The organism is Streptosporangium minutum (assembly GCF_002149035.1).
Taxonomy (GTDB): Bacteria; Actinomycetota; Actinomycetes; order Streptosporangiales; family Streptosporangiaceae; genus Streptosporangium; species Streptosporangium minutum.
Map to the genome: position 1 here is coordinate 1 of NZ_NGFP01000096.1, position 16,963 is coordinate 16,963.

14 protein-coding genes are annotated in these 16,963 nt (G+C 70.3%); 2 read left to right on the forward strand and 12 right to left on the reverse strand.

Annotated elements, in window-relative coordinates; all coding sequences use genetic code 11:
* Positions 1-212: 212 nt before the first annotated feature.
* The 4 genes from CA984_RS21045 to CA984_RS21060 form a co-directional block, all read right to left on the reverse strand.
* A complete protein-coding gene (locus tag CA984_RS21045; RefSeq protein WP_086574974.1) occupies positions 213-1,685 on the reverse strand; it encodes an FAD-dependent oxidoreductase in 1,473 nt (490 codons plus the stop codon).
* A gap of 58 nt (positions 1,686-1,743) precedes the next feature.
* Positions 1,744-2,343, reverse strand: a complete 600-nt coding sequence (locus CA984_RS21050) for a nitroreductase family protein (protein WP_086574976.1) — start codon at positions 2,341-2,343, stop codon at positions 1,744-1,746.
* 20 nt (positions 2,344-2,363) lie between these two features.
* Entirely contained in the window at positions 2,364-4,223 is a 1,860-nt protein-coding gene (gene asnB, locus CA984_RS21055; RefSeq protein WP_086574978.1) for an asparagine synthase (glutamine-hydrolyzing), read from the reverse strand.
* Between the two features lie 70 nt (positions 4,224-4,293).
* Positions 4,294-4,488, reverse strand: coding sequence for a ferredoxin (locus CA984_RS21060; protein WP_081937925.1), 195 nt, complete (start codon positions 4,486-4,488; stop codon positions 4,294-4,296).
* A gap of 176 nt (positions 4,489-4,664) precedes the next feature.
* Between CA984_RS21060 and CA984_RS21065 the strand changes: the two genes are divergently transcribed.
* Positions 4,665-5,699: a methyltransferase gene (locus tag CA984_RS21065; protein WP_086574980.1), complete on the forward strand. Its 1,035-nt coding sequence runs from the start codon at positions 4,665-4,667 to the stop codon at positions 5,697-5,699.
* 57 nt (positions 5,700-5,756) lie between these two features.
* On the opposite strand, the gene CA984_RS21070 is transcribed toward CA984_RS21065, so the two are convergent.
* The 4 genes from CA984_RS21070 to CA984_RS21085 all read right to left on the reverse strand — a co-directional run bounded on the left by CA984_RS21070 (position 5,757) and on the right by CA984_RS21085 (position 9,950).
* On the reverse strand, positions 5,757-6,602 hold the full coding sequence (locus tag CA984_RS21070) for an NAD(P)H-binding protein (RefSeq protein WP_086574982.1): 846 nt from the start codon (positions 6,600-6,602) through the stop codon (positions 5,757-5,759).
* A gap of 201 nt (positions 6,603-6,803) precedes the next feature.
* The gene (locus tag CA984_RS21075; protein ID WP_086574984.1) at positions 6,804-7,817 is read right to left on the reverse strand and encodes a methyltransferase; all 1,014 of its coding nucleotides are present in this window, start codon (positions 7,815-7,817) and stop codon (positions 6,804-6,806) included.
* A gap of 14 nt (positions 7,818-7,831) precedes the next feature.
* On the reverse strand, positions 7,832-9,079 hold the full coding sequence (locus CA984_RS21080) for an FAD-dependent oxidoreductase (RefSeq protein ID WP_086574986.1): 1,248 nt from the start codon (positions 9,077-9,079) through the stop codon (positions 7,832-7,834).
* A gap of 13 nt (positions 9,080-9,092) precedes the next feature.
* Positions 9,093-9,950 carry an LLM class flavin-dependent oxidoreductase gene (locus CA984_RS21085; protein WP_086574988.1) on the reverse strand — a complete coding sequence of 286 codons (858 nt, stop codon included), beginning with the start codon at positions 9,948-9,950 and terminating at the stop codon, positions 9,093-9,095.
* A gap of 418 nt (positions 9,951-10,368) precedes the next feature.
* On the opposite strand from CA984_RS21085, the gene CA984_RS21090 reads away from it, so the two are divergent.
* Entirely contained in the window at positions 10,369-11,343 is a 975-nt protein-coding gene (locus CA984_RS21090) for an LLM class flavin-dependent oxidoreductase (RefSeq protein ID WP_133061728.1), read from the forward strand.
* 198 nt (positions 11,344-11,541) lie between these two features.
* On the opposite strand, the gene CA984_RS21095 is transcribed toward CA984_RS21090, so the two are convergent.
* From CA984_RS21095 to CA984_RS21110, 4 genes are all read right to left on the reverse strand, one after another.
* Entirely contained in the window at positions 11,542-12,957 is a 1,416-nt protein-coding gene (locus CA984_RS21095; protein WP_086574992.1) for an NAD(P)/FAD-dependent oxidoreductase, read from the reverse strand.
* A gap of 69 nt (positions 12,958-13,026) precedes the next feature.
* Complete coding sequence (locus CA984_RS21100; RefSeq protein ID WP_086574994.1) at positions 13,027-14,367, reverse strand: cation:proton antiporter; 1,341 nt, start codon at positions 14,365-14,367, stop codon at positions 13,027-13,029.
* 174 nt (positions 14,368-14,541) lie between these two features.
* A complete protein-coding gene (locus tag CA984_RS21105; RefSeq protein ID WP_133061729.1) occupies positions 14,542-16,068 on the reverse strand; it encodes a right-handed parallel beta-helix repeat-containing protein in 1,527 nt (508 codons plus the stop codon).
* A 196-nt stretch (positions 16,069-16,264) separates the two neighbouring features.
* Positions 16,265-16,963 carry a TenA family protein gene (locus tag CA984_RS21110; protein ID WP_207620966.1) on the reverse strand — a complete coding sequence of 233 codons (699 nt, stop codon included), beginning with the start codon at positions 16,961-16,963 and terminating at the stop codon, positions 16,265-16,267.

Consider the following 16,963-nt stretch of genomic DNA (forward strand, 5'->3'; position numbering starts at 1 on the left):
GGCGGGGGGCGTGGCGTGGCGCGGCCGGATGCCCGCTCCAGGTGACCGGAGCGCGATCCTCCCGCCGCGTCGTCCTTCTGACATGCGACGGTTCCGGGAGGGAACTCCCGGAACCGTCACGTCGCGCGTCAGAGTCGGAGTTTCGGCGGAGGCCCCCCTCGCGGCCGATCGTGGCCTCGGTCGCCATCCGCCCGGGGGCGGTGGGCCGCGGTTCAGGCAGTGGATCTGGGCCGGGCCGCCAGGACGATGGAGCGCAGCTCCTGGCGGTCGGGACCGGCCTTCGGGGCCGGCGCGGAGGTGAGCCGGTCGTGGGCGTGCCTGGCCCGCGAGGTGATGTCGGGGTTGTCGAGCACGGCATCGGCGGGGCCCGCGAGGTTGACCCGGCGGCAGAAGGCCCGGCCGACTTCGAGGTCGAAGAACACCCCGGCCGAGACGGCCTCTGCGATGAGGTGCTGGCGTTCCATCTCGGCGCGGTCGTGCTCGGGCACGGCCTGCCCCGTGTGGCGGTAGATGCGGGCCCGGTCCATGGCGGCCGACTCCCGATAGACGGCGTCGGCCTCGCTCGTGGTGGCGGCGTCATAGGCGAGCGCCACCGCGACCGGATCCGGGTCGTGTCGGACGACGGCCTCCGCGGCGGCGAAGGCGTAGGTGAGTGCCATCGACGCCCCCCAGCCGTAGGCGGGGTTGGTGGTGCACAGGGCGTCGCCGACGGCGAGCAGGCCGAGCACGATCGGGCGGCCGTCGACCACGTAGCGCCGGCGGACGTTGTGGTGTCCGCCCATGGTCTGGACCTCGTTCACGGGGGTGGCGTTGGCCGGGTCGATCCAGGGCGCCACCTCCTCGATGCTGCGGGCGGTGGCCTCCCATGCCCACGTGTGGCGCAGGAGCCGCATGTCCCTGTCATCGGGACGGGCTTCGAGGCAGATGGCGAAAGTGTCGTGGTCGCCGGGGAAGCCGAGGTACATGACGCTCTCGAGCTCTCCCCGGAGGACGGCGACAGCGGTCTTGGGCAGGTCGCAGCCGGGGGTGAAGCGGTAGTAGCGGCTGAAGTAGACGGTCTGGCAGTCCTGGAGCTCGGTACGGACGTGAGCCTTCTCGGCCGCGAGCCACCGGGACACGGGTGAACGCCGGCCGCCGCAGTCGAGCACCAGGTCGGCGTCCAGCTCGCGGCCGTCGGCCAGGCGGACCCCCGTGACCCGCGGCGGGCCGCCGGGGGACCGTTCGAAGCACAGCCCGCTCGCGACCTCGGGACTGAGCAGGCGGATGCCCGGTTCGGCTTCGGCGCTGCGCCGCAGGGCGAGCTCGAAGGCCGACCGCCGGGCCCACACGACGGTGAACTCGTCGTCGGAGGGTTGCCAGAGTTCCGGGGCGACGAGCTGCTTGAAGACGTTGATCTCCTCGATGCCGTCGGCCCGGAGCCGTTCGAGGACGTCGGGCGCGTGGGCCGCCAGCAGGCTGCGGGCCCGGGCCGAGAAGCCGTGGGGCAGGCGGAACTGGGGGACGCCGCGGCGTTTCCACGCCAGGAAGGGGTCCTGGTCGCGGTCGGCCGGCGGCGGCGGGTCCCGTTCGATCAGCGTGACCGGATAGCCGCGCCTGGCCAGGGCGATGGCCCCCGCCAGACCGGCGATGCCCCCGCCGAGGACGACGATGCGCCGGTCCGCCGGAGTTGCCGCAACTTTCCTCACAGTTGTCACTCCCTATCCGATGATGTCCCTGGGCGCCGCCGTCCCGGCCCGGCCCGGCCTACCGGCGCCACTCGATGAGCTCATCGTTCGGCTTGCGGAAAACGGCGTTCGCGGGGATGGGCAGGGAGCGGCCGTCGTCGGGGTGCCCGACGGTGAGGACGCCGGCGAGGGCGACGTCGTCCGGCAGGCCGGCAACCTGTGCCAGGGCGGCCAGCTCGTCGGTGTAGACGGAGCTGAAGTACCCGGTCGCGAGCTGCTCGTTGATCGCGGCGAGCTGCAGCAGCATGAACAGCGCGCCGCAGTCGAACCACCAGAACGGCACCGGCCAGGGAATCTCCGTGTATCCGGGCCGGACCTGCTCGGCTCCCCCGTAGCGCTCGTGGTAGGAGTTCTCGCGCGTGCCGACGTAGATGTGCACGGGCGCCTCGGAGATCCACGGGGGGAAGCCCAGCTCGACATACCGGCCCTCGGCGATGTCGGCGGCCTGCTGCCGGAGCTTGGCGTCGGTGACGACGACCAGCCGGTGCCCCTGGCTGAACCCCGCGCTGGGCGCGCGGCGCAGCGCCTGCAGGATGCGGTTCAGCGCGTCGTCGGACACAGGCTCATCGGTGTAGCTGCGCACCATCTGGCGCCTGCGCAGCACATCGGCAAAATCCATGCTTGACCACCTCGCGGATGTCAGATCGCCAGCTCTACGTTGTAGTGCCTCAGCCATGTGTTGAACTGCAGTGCCATCTCGATGTGCATCCTGCTCACCCACTCGTGAGCGATGCTCGAGGGATGGTCGAGTGTGTGCCGTACCGCGTCGGTGTCCAGGAACGGCAGGGCCGGTGACGAGGCGTCGGCGACCAGGGCGGACAGCTCGTCGTGCAGCATCTTGGTGTAGGCCGGGTCCTGGGTGACCGGCCAGGGGCTCTTCGTCCGCTCCAGGACGGACGGCGGCACCAGGTCGCGCACCGCCGCGCGCAGGATGCTCTTCTCCCTGCCGTCGAAGGTCTTGAAGCTCCAGGGGGTGTTGTACATGTACTCGACGAGCCGGTGGTCGGCGTAGGGCACCCGCAGTTCGAGGCCGTGCGCCATGGAGAGCCGGTCGTCGCGGTCGAGCAGCATGGGCAGCCACCGCGTCAGCGTGACGTAGCCGACCGAGCGCATCTGCCGCTCCTTGGCGTCCTCCCCGTCCTGGTGCGGCGCCTCCGCCAGCGCCTGGCGGTAGTGGTCGGCGTAGTAGTGGTTCATGTCGAGCTTCCGCATGAGCCCCTGGTCGAAGAGTCTCCTGCCCTGACCCGTGGGAGAGCCCTGCTGGCGGGTCTCGTTGGCCACCCACGGGAAGACGTCGGCGTTGAGCAGGTCCGGGTTGTACATCCAGTTGTATCCGCCGAAGATCTCATCCGCCACCTCCCCCGCCAGTGCCACGGTGGAGTGGGTCTTGATCTGGCGCGAGGTGAGATAGTTCGAGGTGTCCATGTCGCCGAGCGTGGTCGGCATGTCCTGCGCCAGCAGCACCGCCAGGCGCGTCTCCGGATCCATCAGGTCCTGGGTGTTCAGCATGATCTTGACGTGATCGGAGCCGAGGTGCCGGGCGACCTCCGCCGCGTACGGCTCGTCGGGGGAGAACCGGACGTCGTCGGGCTGGAAGTTCCTGGCGTAGTCGTCGAAGGTGGTCACGAAGGTCCGCACCCGCTCGCCGTCCAGCTCCCGGCGCCACTTGGCGGCGATCGCGGTGATGGCGCTGGAGTCCACGCCGCCGGAGAGCGCCGTGCACAGTGGGACGTCCGCCTCCAGCTCGCGGAGCACGATGTCCTCCAGCAGCGAGCGGACCTTGGTGACGGTCCCGTCGAGGTCGTCGGTGTGCGGCCGCGCCTCCAGCGTCCAGTACGTCCGGTCCACCACGCCCCCGCGGCCGACGGTCAGCGTGTGACCCGGCAGCAGCGCCCGCATGTCACGGAAGACCGACTGTCCCGGTTTCTTGGCGGTGGCGAAGAGCTCCTGGAGCCCTTCGACCGCGACGACCGGGCGGACCAGCGGGTTGGCCAGCAGCGCCTTCGGCTCGGAACCGAACAGGATGCCCTCGGGCAGCCGGGTGTAGAACAGGGGCTTGACACCCAGCCGGTCGCGGACCAGGACGAGCTCCTCGCGGCGCAGGTCCCAGACGGCGAAGGCGAAGATGCCCTCAAGCCGCTTCGCGCAGTCGGGCCCCCATTCGAGGTAGGAGCGCAGGACCACCTCGGTGTCGCTACGGGTGCGGAAGCGTCGCCCCCGCGCCTGCAGCTCGGTCCGCAGCTGCTTGAAGTTGTAGACCTCGCCGTTGTAGACGATCACCGCGACGGGACGGCCGTCCTCCTCGACGGTCAGCGGCTGCGCGCCGCCGGCCAGGTCGATGACGGCGGTGCGCGTGTGCCCGAGCGCGACGTCGCCCCGCACCCACAGCCCCTGGTCGTCCACACCCCGTTTGGCCAGCGTATCGGTCATTGCCTGCAGTGTCGGCCGCTCCAGCGTCAAGTCGCGCCCGAAGTCCACCCAGCCGGCGATGCCGCACATCCACGTCTCCTTCGGTTGGTCCCGCAGCTCTCCACAGCATGCGGCCGGTGTTTCCAGACGCCCTCGACGATCACTCGACGTGTATCGACCTGGTCGGGCAGCCGCGCGCCGCACTCCGGACGTCTTCGTGCAGCTCAGCGGGGGGATTCGGGTCGATGACCTCGACCGTGCCGTCCTCGTCCTGATCGAAGACCCTGGGCGCGCGGTAGACGCACATGCTGCTCACCGCGCACGTTTCCTTGGTCGCGCTCACGTGCATCGCCATCACCGTTCCCAAGGTCGTCGGTACGTTGCCAGGAGTACTGTGCGACCGGATCTTCGTGCCGGGCTCGAGAACCGGTGTAGCGGCCGCCGGAGGCGACCGCCGGCCTTCGAGTGATGTTCCAAGGTGGTGCGGCACGATCGCGACGTTGTGGTCGGCGATGGGAAAGGAGGCCGCCGATGGTGAGCACAGCTCCCGGCATCGGCTCTGTGCACGGCATTCTCCGGCTCGGTAATGCTTTCTGCCAGGCGCAGGCGTTGCTCACGGCGGTCGAGCTCGATCTGTTCACCGTGCTGCACGGCGGCCCTGCCACCGAGCAGGAGATCATCGGGCGGCTGGGGCTGCACGGCCGCGGGCTGCGCGACTTCCTTCGGCTGCTGGTCGCGCTCGGCCTGCTGGAGGAGGAAGAAGGCCGTTACCGCGCGACCGCCGGCCCGGACCGCTACCTCGTCAGCGGCCTGCCCGGCTACGTCGGCGGCGCCCTGCTGGGGGCCAAGGCGAACCTGTACCCGGTCTGGGACGGGCTGACCGAGACGCTGCGCAGCGGCCGGCCGCGCTCGGCGGCCGACGGTTTCGCCGCCATGCTGGACGATCCACAACAGTTGCGGCGCTATGTGCGCATGATGGAGGGCACCCTGCGGCCGCTCATCCCGCTGCTGGCCGAGGCGGTCGACTGGTCGGGATACCGTTCGGTGCTGGATGTCGGCGGATGCCGCGGCGGCCTGGCGGGGCAGCTCGTCATCACGCACTCCGGGCTGGCCGGGCACGTGTTCGACCTGCCGCAGATGGAGCCGCTGTTCCGGGAGCACATGGCCGAGCTGGGCACGGCCGGGGCGGTGCGCTTCCACGCCGGAGACTTCTTCCGCGACCCGCTGCCAAGCGCCGATGTGCTGATCCTCGGGCACATCCTGCACAACTGGCCGCACCGGCGGCGGGAGGAGCTGGTGCGCAAGGCCTTCCAGGCGGTCAACCCCGGCGGGGTGCTGCTGGTGCACGACCGGATGCTGGACGACGAGCGCCCCGACATCGACAACCTGCTGGCGAGCCTCATCATGGCGCTGGTCACCGAAGAGGGCTCGGAGTACACGATCGGCGAACTGACCGAACTCGCCGGGTCCGCCGGCTTCGCCTCCGTGAGTCACCGGCGGCTCGACGACAACGAGACGCTGGTCCTCTGCCGCAAAGCCGGCGGCCGTCCTCCCTCGCGCGGCTGATCCCCTCGGCTCACGCGGCTGATCCCCTCGGCTCACGCGGCTGATCCCCTCGGGGAGTCAGCCGCGGAGTTCCGTCAGGTGCCGGGCCAGCCAGGAGTCGAACGTCGCCGGTGGGCGGCCGGTGATCTGCCGCACGGTGGGCTGCGGCGTGCCGCCCCGTAACGGACCGGGATCCGCCATCGAGGAGAGCAGCCCGTCCACGAGCTCCGGCGGCATCCCCGCGCGGATCATGCCGTTCCTGGCCTGCTCCGGATCGACGTCGACGAACTCCAGCGGGCGGCCGAGCGCGGCGGAGACCCTGGCCGTCTGCTGGGGTGCCGTCAGCGCCTCGGGTCCGGTGAGCTGGTAGGCCTTCGCGTGATGGCCGGCCGTCGTCAGGCAGGCGACCGCGACGGCGGCCACGTCCTCCGGATCGATCACGGCCCGCCGGACCTTGCCGTAGGGCTGGTAGACCCTGCCCTGCGACGTGATCGACGCTCTCCACTGCAGCACGTTCGACATGTATCCGGCCGGACGCAACGCGGTCCATTCGGCCCCCGACTCCATGAAGGCGTTTTCGGCGGCCGCGTGCGCCGCTCCGTAGGAGTCGGTCACCGGCGCGTTGGCGGCGACGGACGACAGCTTCACCACCCGGCCGACGCCGCACCGGCGCAGCGCCGCGGCCACGGTGAGTTCGTGGGCCAGCGCGTCAGGGCTGGTCGCCACGTAGACGCCGTCCGCACCGGCGAGCGCGGCGAGCACGGCGCCGGGGTCCTTGAGGTCTCCCGTGACGACCTCCACGCTCTCATCGAACCGGGCGCGGGCGGGATCACGGGTGAAGGCGCGTACCCGCTCGCCGGCGTCCACCAGCCCGGTCACGACGTGCCGCCCCACATTGCCGGTGGATCCGAACACCACAATCATCGGTCGCCTCCTTCGGCGGAACTCTCCAGACAGGTCCTCGGCCGGCCACGGCGGGCACGCCGCCCTTTCGGGGTGGACGGTCACGGCGGGCACGCCGCCTTCCCACGATGGACGGCCACGGCGGGCACGCCGCCTTCCCGCGATGGACGGTCACGGCGGGCGAGGCCGCGTCTGCTCGCCCGCCGTGACCGGGTTCCGCGGTCAGCGCGCCTTGCGGGCCACCACGAGCGTGTCATCGTCACCGAGCGGGCGGTCCTCGACCGAGGTGAATCCGGCCCCTTCGGCGTGTCCTCGCAGCTCGGCCACGGTGTACTCGGAGCCGCCGTCGGTGACCAGCAGCATGTCCAGGCTGATCACCAGGTTCTCGACACGGCTGGACTCACGGTCGAGCATGCGGTCGTAGACCAGCAGCACGCCCCCGGGGTTGACGCTCCGGTAGGCCTGTTCCACCAGGAACTTCCGCTGCCGCAGGTCCCAGTCGTGCAGCACGTGCCCGAGCATCACGATGTCCGCCGACGGGAGCGGGTCGGTGAAGAAGCTGCCACCGTGGAATGTCACCTTGCCCGCCAGGCCCTGCTCGGCGACCTTCTCCTCGAAGAAGGGCGACATCTGCGGCAGGTCGAAAACGGCACCGGAAAGATGCGGATACGCCCTGACGACCTGCGACACCAGACCGCCSCGGCAKCCGCCGACRTCCAGCACGGACTGGTAGCCGGACCATCCGTCGTAGGCCTCGATCAGCTGCGGGCCGAGCACGCCGGTCAGCGCGTCCATCGAGTTGATGAACTGGGCCAGCACCTTCGGGTTGTCCACCACCGCCTCGAAGTCGCTCCCGGACTGCTGCTTGCCGCTGCGCAGCGCTTCGGACAGCCTGCCCCACGCCGGATACAGGTTGCGGTTGGACCGTTCGATGAACCCGCCGATGTAGGAGTCCGCGCCGCGCACCAGATGGCGGTCGGCGCCCGCGCCGTTGCGGTAGCGGGCGCCGTCGCGCTCCAGCAGGTTCAGTTCGACGAGCAGGTCGAGCCAGTCGGAAAGGCCCCGGCCGTGCAGTCCGAGGCGGCGGCGGATCTCCTCCTCACTGGCCGGGCCGGCGTGCAGGACGGTGAACAGGTCGAGTTCTACGGCGGTCAGCAGCGCCTTGGCGTCGCAAAAGGAATTTGCCAGCCGCAGGATTCCGGCTGGACGGCTGGTGTCCGTGGGAATGCTCGTCACTTGCGTGGCTCCTTTTACGCTTGGGAGAGCTTCTTGTCATTGAGGTCGATCTTCTGCATGGACCATTTGGCGATCTTCAGCGACATGTTCGTCGCCTCGGTCGCGTACTGGACCATCTCCGCCTGGTATTCGGCCACGGCGTCCAGCAGCGGCCGCTCGCCGCGCGTCACCGCGGTCAGCGCGCGGCACAGCGAGGCGGCGTCGCGCAGGGCGGTGTTGGCGCCGACCCCGCCGGTGGGCGGCATCGTGTGCACCGCGTCGCCGAGCGGGATCACGTTCCCCGGCGCCCAGGGCTCGACGGGCAGCGTGGCCCGCAGCGCGAGCGGGTAGGTCTCCTCCGCCTCGGCGTGGGCGAACACGCCGTGCAGGTGCGGGTGCCAGCCGGCGGTGCGCTCGAGCACCAGCTCGCGGAGCTCCTCGCCGGTCATGGCGAAGAACGAGTCGTCGGGCAGTCCGAGCACCTCGCGGTGCACGCTGAACACCGACATGTAGTAGTCCTCGGTGTCGTCGAATCCCAGGCCTGGCCAGAGCCGCTCGGCGGCCTCCCGCGGCGGGGTGCGGAAGACCATGGGCATCAGCGCGAGGCGGAGTCCGTTCGATCCCGTCACGTTGACGAACCGGTCGCGCAGGACCTCCGGCAACCCGGCCTCGATCGCGCGGACCCTCGGGGTGCGGGACAGGATCGCGCGCACGCCGAGGTCATGGGCGCGGTCGGCCGGCCGTAGCTGGGCGCGCACCTGGGAGTTCGCCCCGTCCGCGGCCACCAGCACGTCGCCGGTGTCCGAGCCGCCGTCGGCGAAGTGCGCCACGACCCGCCCGTCCACCTGCTCGTAGCGGGTGAACCGTTTGCCGAAGCGCACCACGCCGTCGAGATCGGCGAGCAGTATGCGGCGCAGCGTCACCCGGTCGACCGCGTCCACCTTGTCCGGCGCGTCGCCGCGCGGATCGTCGAACGCGGGGGCCCACTGCGGGTTGAGCTGCTCGTCGTAGGCCGCCAGGCCCTCCTCCTGCCGCGTGTTCGACGTCGCGGTGAGCAGGTCCTGCGCCTGGCGGGGCAGGCACTGCCGTAGTGCCCGCTCCCCCTCGGGACTGATCCGCAACCGGTATCCCTGCATCCGCCCCCGGGCGGATCCGTCACGTTCGTACACGACGATGTCGTCGATACCGGCCTGCCTCAGCCCTTGAGCGAGGCACAGTCCGCCGATGCCGCCGCCGATGATGATGATCCGCAGCGGCCGGCCTTGGTCGCGAGGGGTGTCCATCAGGTCCTCCGAGTCAGCGCAGCACCACGTCGGCTATCCGATCGAGGTGGTCGGGGTCGGCCGTGCACGACAGCAGCAGCAGCTCGTCGCAGCCGTTGGCCGCGTAGCCGTCCACCACGTCGCGCAGCCTGCCCTCGTCCGTGACGGCTCCCGCCGCGAGATGCTGCGCCATCGTGCCCATGTAGGAGTAGTAGCTGAGCATGTGCTCGGTGGCGTGCTCCTTGCCGTCCGGGCCGAGCGACACGTAGCAGTTGGCGCCCATCCTCGGTGAACCGGCGCGGCCTTCCTCGGCCCAGAGTTCCTTGATCTTCGTCACCAGCTCCGGGTACTTGTGCGGCGGGCCGCCCGGCGAGATCCAGCCGATCCCGTACTTGGCCGCCCGGCGGAGACCGGCCGGCGAGTGGCCGCCGGCCCAGATCGGGATGTCGCCGTTGGTGGGGCGGGGGCCGACACCCGGTACCGGGCCCTCCCCCTTCCATACCTCCCTGATCTCCTCGATCATCGCGTCCAGGCGCCGGCCACGGGTGTTGTAGTCGGCGCCGGTCGCGACGTAGTCGTCCTGCCGCATCCCGGCGGAGACGCCGAGGATGAGCCGGCCGCCGGAGAGGCGGTCCAGGCTGGCGAGCTGCTTGGCCAGCTCCACCGCGCTCGGCCGGTAGGCGGCCAGCAGGATCGCCGTGACGAGTTTGATCCGCTCGGTGACCGCGGCCGCGGCGGAAAGCGCGACGATGCCGTCGTAGTTGTCGTAGACCACCCGGTCGACCACCGTCAGGCTGTGGAATCCGAGGCGATCCGCGCGGCGTGCGAACTCGATCAACTGGCTGCCGTCAGCACCGGGGATGGTGGTCGGCAGGCAGACTCCGATATCCATTACGCTCCTCTTGGGCTCTTACGCGGCCGACGGGCAGGTCTCACGCGGCATGCCGCGTCAGCAGCCGGGCTACCAACGTGAGCAAGTGTCCGGGCGGCCGCTGGGGCCGTGGTCGAGCCCCGGTCGACACGCGTCGCCGGAGCGTCCCGGCGAGGCCGCCGTCACCCGCCGGGCAGCGCGTGCGGACCTCCCGGGTACGGCGGGCGGCGCGTGCGGACGTCCCCGCGACTCCGGGGCATGTGAATCCATATCACTGGAATAGGGCATTCACCCGCCGGCGGCCGTCATCGAGCGCCGCTTGACGGCACCTCGAACCATATTGCGCGCGCCATATCGATTTATTTATGTTCCTCGTGAAACCGAGCGTGATTATTGCGTGGAGGAATGATTCGTGAAACTGGGCGCGATCATAGAGTGGATGGACGACCTCTCCACATTCCGAAATCTGGTCCGGCTGACCGACGATCTCGGATATGACGTCATCGGGGTCGGGGACACACCGGCCCGCGCATACGAGTTGTACGTGTCGCTCACGGTGGCGGCGCAGGAAAGCCGGAACGCGATTCTGACGCCGATGGTCACCACGCCGTTTCTCCGTCACCCGGCCGCCACCGCCACCGCGATCTCCACGTTGCACGAGCTGACGGGTGGCCGCGTCATGCTCGCCGTCGGGAACGGCGGCAGCACCAGGCGGGTCGTCGGACGGTCCCCGGTCGGGACCCCCCAGGAGCTGCACGACTACGTCACGGCGGTGCGGGCGATCCTCGGCGGCGGCACGGCACAGGTCGACGGCTACACCACCGAGCCTCTCACCCGGGTCCATCCCATGCCGGTCTACCTTGCCGCGGACTACCCCAGAAGCCTGCGCCTGGCGGGCGAGATCGCCGACGGGGTGGTCACCACCGTCGGCATGTCGGCCGAGCTCGTCGAGCGGAAGGTGGCGACGGTCCGGGCGGCGGCGGAGAAGGCCGGGCGCGATCCCGAGGCGATCGAGATCTGGGGCTTCAGCTTCATCTCGGTCAAGGACACCCGTGCCGAGGCGAACGCCGAGCTCGGTGCGGCTCTCGCCTCCGACGTCGCCCTGCGCCTGAAGGCGCCGCACATGCGGTCGATCATCCCCCCCGACCTCCTGGGCGCGGTCGAGGAGATGGAGCGCCGCTACGACGTCTGGGACTTCGCCGTCGGGGGGAAGAACGCGAGGCTGCTGGAGGAGCTGGGACTCGTCGACTTCGCGGCCGGGCTGACCGGCGTGACCGGGGACGTCCCCGGGGTGGCCGCCCATCTGAAGCGGCTGGAGTCGATCGGCGTGTCGGGGGTGTTCGCCGCGCTTCCTGTTCTCGCCGACCCCGAGGGGACGCTCCGCCGGCTCGGCCAGGCGGCGGCCTCCACCTGATCCCCGCCGGGCCGCTCATGCCACCGGCCCCGCAGACGACGACCGGGACGCCGTCGCAGCTGACGGCGTCCCGGTCAACGTGTGGGCCCTCGGACCCGCAGGCCGTACAAGAACGTGAGCCCTCGGATCCACCGGCCGTACGGAACGCGGGCCTGCGGGCCCGCCGGCCGCGGGGGCGGCTCGGCGGATCCGGTGCGTTCAGGAGGGGCCGGGCGGCGGCGGGGCCTCGCTGGAGCGCAGGCCGAGCCGGGGCTCGGTCACCAGGTACAGGCCGCCGACGGCATTGGCCGGATCGAACGGCGACTGCTTGATCTCGTGCACCCGGTTGAGGTTGTTCAGGGGGTTGGGATCACCGCTCTCGGCCCCCTGCAGGTGGTCCTGGACCAGCCGGTAGGCCTGTTCGGCGTCGTTCAGGTCGGCGATGCCGGTGATGATGCGGTCGAAGGCCGCCTGCAGGTTCAGATGATCGCGCTCGTCGGAGGTCAGCCGCTGCGCGTTGTAGAAGTGGTGCTCCTTGCCCCGGTAGCTCTCGTAGAACACCGACACCAGGATGAGGAGCCGCTGGTAGGCGTGGTGGTAGATGGTGTTGTAGAAGCGCCAGGCGTCCTGCTCGGCGACCTCGCCGCGCAGCACGCTCGACAGGCTCGCCGCGCCGAGCATCGCGCTGTAGGTGGCGAGATGGACGCCGGTGGACAGCAAGGGGTCGAGGAAGCAGGCGGCGTCGCCCGAGAGCAGGTAGCCGGGGCCGGCGAAGCTCTCGGCGACGTAGGAGTAGTCCTGCTCGACCTTCATCCCGCTCACCTGCTCGGCGCCGTCGAGCAGTTCGAGGACGGTCGGGCACTTCGCGAGCGCCTCGTCGTAGACCGCCTGGATGTCGCCGTTCAGCCGTCCACGGCTGTCGTTGAACAGGTCGCGTCCGGTCACCAGGCCGACGCTCAGCGTCCCGTCGTGGAGGGGAATGGCCCAGAACCACCCGTCCTCGACGGAGCACACCGCGATCGCGCCGCTGGGTCCCTTGCCGAGCGGTTTGGCGTTCTTCCAGTACGTCCACGCGGCGACGTTGCGGAACACGTCGTGGAACCGGCGGTTCTTGAGATGGCGGGTGGCCAGCACGCCGCCGCGGCCCGAGGCGTCGATGACATGGCCGAACTCGATGCGGCCGCCATTCTCGGGATCCTTGGTGTCGTACCAGCGGGCCGCGACGGCCCGGTCGCCGTCGAACTCGATGTCGCGGACGCTCACCCCTTCGATCACCTCGGCGCCGAGCTCGCGGGCGTGGTCGAGCAGGAGCTGGTCGAACTCGCTGCGGATGACCTGCCAGGCGTTGGGGGTGTCGTCGCCCAGGTTGCTGAAGCGCACCTCCCATTCCTCGGGACCCCACTGGAAGAACGCGCCGCCCTTGGGCTGGAAGCCGTGGGCCTCGACCTTGTCCCAGACCCCGAGCATCTCGAAGATGGGGCGGCAGGACGGCAGGATCGATTCGCCGATGTGGTAGCGGGGGAAGCGGTCGCGCTCGAGGAGGGTCACCTGGAAGCCCTCACGGGCCAGCAGGCCGGCCGCGGTCGAGCCCGCCGGGCCGCCACCGATGATCAAAATCTGGGTCGATTCACGCATGACCGCATGCTCTCCGCTCCGGTTGGAAGACCGCTCGAGCACCGTTCAACGGCGACGCCCCCGACGCCTTCAGGCGGTCCCGCCCGCGTTGCGGACCTTTTCGACCTCGTGGCTCTCCTCGCGCAGCCGTTCCTCGGCGGTCTGCTCGACCCGTGCCATGGTCAGGCGCAGGAGAGGCGGCGCCATCACCGACGTCACGATGGCCACCAGCACGATGACCGTGTACATCTCGGCGCTCAGCACGCCCAGCCGGAGACCGGCCATCGCGATGATGACCTCGATGACGCCGCGGGCGTTCATGCCCGTGCCGAGCGCGAGGGCCTCCCAGTGACCGAGCCGGCTGAGCCGGGCTCCGAGGTAGGCTCCCGCGAACTTGCCCAGGATCGCGGTGACCAGCACGCCGAGCCCGGCCAGCAGGACCGTCGGCTGGGCCAGGGCGGTGAGGTCCATCCGCAGCCCGGCGGTCGCGAAGAACAGCGGGGCGAGGAAGGACAGGACCGTCGTGCGCAGCGGCGCCAGCCGGGCGGGGTTCAGCGTGCCGCAACTGCTGATCACGATCCCGCACACGAAGGCGCCGAACACCGCCTCCAGTTTCATGGCCTGTGTCGCGGCCGCCGCCAGCAGCACCAGGATGACCACCAGCGTGACCGTCACGCCGCCGTCCCGCCTGCTGTCGGAGCGGTCCGCCGCCCGCAGCGCGGTCCGTACGAGCGGGCGGGCGAGTACGGCGACGGCGACGACGGCGGCCACACAGCCGATGGAGAGGGCGATGTTCCCCGTCCGCACCCCCGTGGTCGCCATGGCGGAGACGACGGACAGCAGCAGCCAGCCGACGATGTCGTCGACCGTGACCGCGCACAGGATCAGCTGCCCGATGTTGCGGTGGAGCAGGCGCATCTCCATCAGCGTCTTGGCGATGACCGGGATGGCGCTGACGCCCATCGCCACCCCCAGGAACAGCGCGAACGTGCTGCGGTCGGCGGAGCCGGGGACGAGCGAGTCCGGCAGCAGGAGCCCGACGGCCACGCCGAGCCCGAGGGGGATGACCACTCCGGCGAGGCTGATCCGGGCCGCGGTGACCCCCCGGCGGCGCACCAGCCGCAGGTCGATGTGGATGCCGGTGATGCCGACGAGCAGCAGCACGCCGACCTGGCCGACCGCGTCGAGCATGTGGAACTGGGCGGTGTCGCGGGGCAGCAGCCAGTCGCTCAGTCCCGGCGCCACCCGCGCCAGCAGCGAGGGGCCGACGAGCACGCCCGCGCACAGTTCGCCGACGATGGCCGACATCCCCAGCCGCTGGGTCAGCCGTCCGAGCAGCAGCGCGCAGAGCAGCAGCAGCCCGACCTGCATCAGGAAGATCAGTAACTCGTCCGGGCCGATCAGGCCGACCGGCGAGGTCACGGGCGTCATGGCGGTCTCCGATCTCAGGGGTCTGCCGATGTTGACCGACCCGGATCGAGAACTCCTCGGGTGCCGGGCGAGCGTGGCGCGGCGGCCCCGTCGTCTCCGCCCACGGTCCGCGGCCGGACAGCGGACGGGCAGCCTCCCCGGACGGGGAGGCTGCCCGCTGTGAGTCGCGCGGAGCTAGCGGTCGGCGCACGGCCCCTGGTAGGCGCCGATGTTCGGCGCCGCGTCGCCCGGCACCCGGAAGCCGTAGAGGTCATGGCCGCCGTTGTCCGGGATGACGGTGCCGGCCCCGATGGCCGGGGAGCCGCACTTGAGCCGGAATCCGAGGACGCCGGCGGTCCCGGAGGCTCCCGGCCTGGTGAACAGGGGGTCGCCGGTCACCGCGTGGGTGTCGCCCGGCTGCACCGAGGTGATGTTGCGGTAAAGGTTGTGGTCGTACACCCCCACCGTGTCGACGATCGTCGACCCTTCCGGCCGGCCGACGAATATGTTGTTCTTCACCGTCATCGGGGTGGGGTGGAGGGTCCCGACGAGCGCCGTGGCGGATGTGCTGTGGACCACGTTGTTGTAGATCTTCACATCCGTTACGGGGACGTCGCAGCCGTTGGCGATGACGGGGATCTGGAATGTCCCCAGCAGGAGGTCCTTGTCGTTCTGGCTGACGTTGTAACGGATCGTCGCTCCGTCGGTGTTCGTTCCGGTGAACGCGCACAGGAGCATGAACGGGCCGTTGTTGTCGTGGCTGTAGTTGTACTGGTACACGATGTCGGAGTTGGCGGCGTCGACGCTGAAGGCGAAGGACGGCGGGAAGGCGGCTCCGCCCGTCACCTCGTTGTGCTGTATCACCGGGCGGTCGGAGTTGAACGCGAGGATCGCGGCGTGGGAGGCCGTCGCGCGGCGGCCGAACCCGTTGACGATGTTGAACTCCGTGAGCGAGTCCACGCCGTTCTGCACGAGGATGCCGTCGCCGCCCATGTCGCTGAGCTTGTTCGCGAATATGTGCACGTTGGTGATCGGGACGAACGAGTTCGAGCCGGACGGATACAGGGGCGTACGGCGCGACCACTGCGACAGGGTGCCGATCCCGATGTTGTCGACGCCGGAGACGACGTTGCGGGACACCCGGATCTCGTCGAAGCCGGTGGGCGTGCTCGACCCGGCGGCCTTGAACAGGATGCCGCCGCTGTTCTCGAGCTCCGGCTGCAGGCAGTCGCAGCCGGGCACGTCATGGACCTTGACGTCCTCGACCACGTAGTGCTTGCCGGTGCCGTAGTCCTCCAGCAGCACGTAGATTCCCGTGCGCGGGGTTCCGTCGGCGGCGCCCGGGTTGGAGACGTCGAGGTTGCGGATCTCCCAGCCCTGGACGTTGCGCAGGAACACGGCCGCGCGGGCGCCGCCCCCGACGATCGCCGGGCGGGCCCCGCTGCCGTAGGCGCTGACCCTGATCGGCTTGCCGGCCGTACCGGACCCCTGCGGCTGCAGGACGCCGTTGCAGGTGGTGCCCCTGCGCAGGAGGATGGAGTCGTCGGGCTGGAAGGTGACCGTGTTGACGCGGGCGAGGGTCCGCCACGCGGTCCCGGCCGACGTACCGGTGGCGGAGTCGTTGCCGGCACCGCAGTCGAGGTAGTACTTCTTGCCGCTCGACGCCTGCGATCCGGCCTGTGCCGAGGCGCCTGGCACGACGGACGCGATTCCGACGCTCATACCGGCAGCGAGTATGAGTGCTCGAATGGCTCGTGTCCGATACCACGCACCGCGATTTCTCCGTGTCGAACTCGGTGTGATACCCATGCCGCATACTCCAAGAATGTGCTGGTCACCGGATAAACCGGGAGTTGTCGGGCCGAGTCTGGTCCGGCAGGCTCGACGCCTGCTCGAAACGCCGCCCCGAAGCATGGTCCTACACCGACCACCCCTTCCGCTGCCACGCTGCGTCAACGAACGAAAACTCATAGCGAGCGCCGAGCAGGAAATGGTCGACGAGCCGGCCCCGCTCGCCGGCCGAGCACTGCCCGCCCACCTCGTCGACCAAGTCCAGGTACGCCGCGACGTATTCCCGGTAGAAGCCCCCCTCGGGGCAGTACTGGTCGATCCAGGCGGCGTAGCGGGATCCGGGCTCGTGCCGTTCCCTCAGATCGTCGGACACTTCGAGATGGAACCAGGTCATGGGCAGGAGCCCGCCGACGCCGGAGGCGAACGAGGCGGCGGGCGCCGCGAGCATGAAGGAGGTGTGCGCGTGGATCGGCGGGGCGGGTGTGACGGCGGCGGCGCCCGGCGGCTTGCCGAGCGCCTCCGCCAGCTTGGTCAGCTCGCTGTCCAGCCGGGAGAGCGAGCCGAACGTGGCACTGGCCGCCGAGCAGAGCAGCGCGCCGTGCGCGTCGTGGTCGGCGACCGCGCCGCAGCGGGCCAGTGCCCGCGCGTACGTGGGCACGACGTGGCGGGCGTCCTGCTCGGCGAAGTACCACAGTGAGGCCGACGGCAGCGTGCCGTCGCGCAGCCCGGCCCAGAAGGGATGCTCCCTGATCCGGGCCAGTATGGGGCCGGCGATCGCCGACAGCTCCTCGCGCATCGTCGCGCGCTCCCCGGCCGGCGCCGTCAT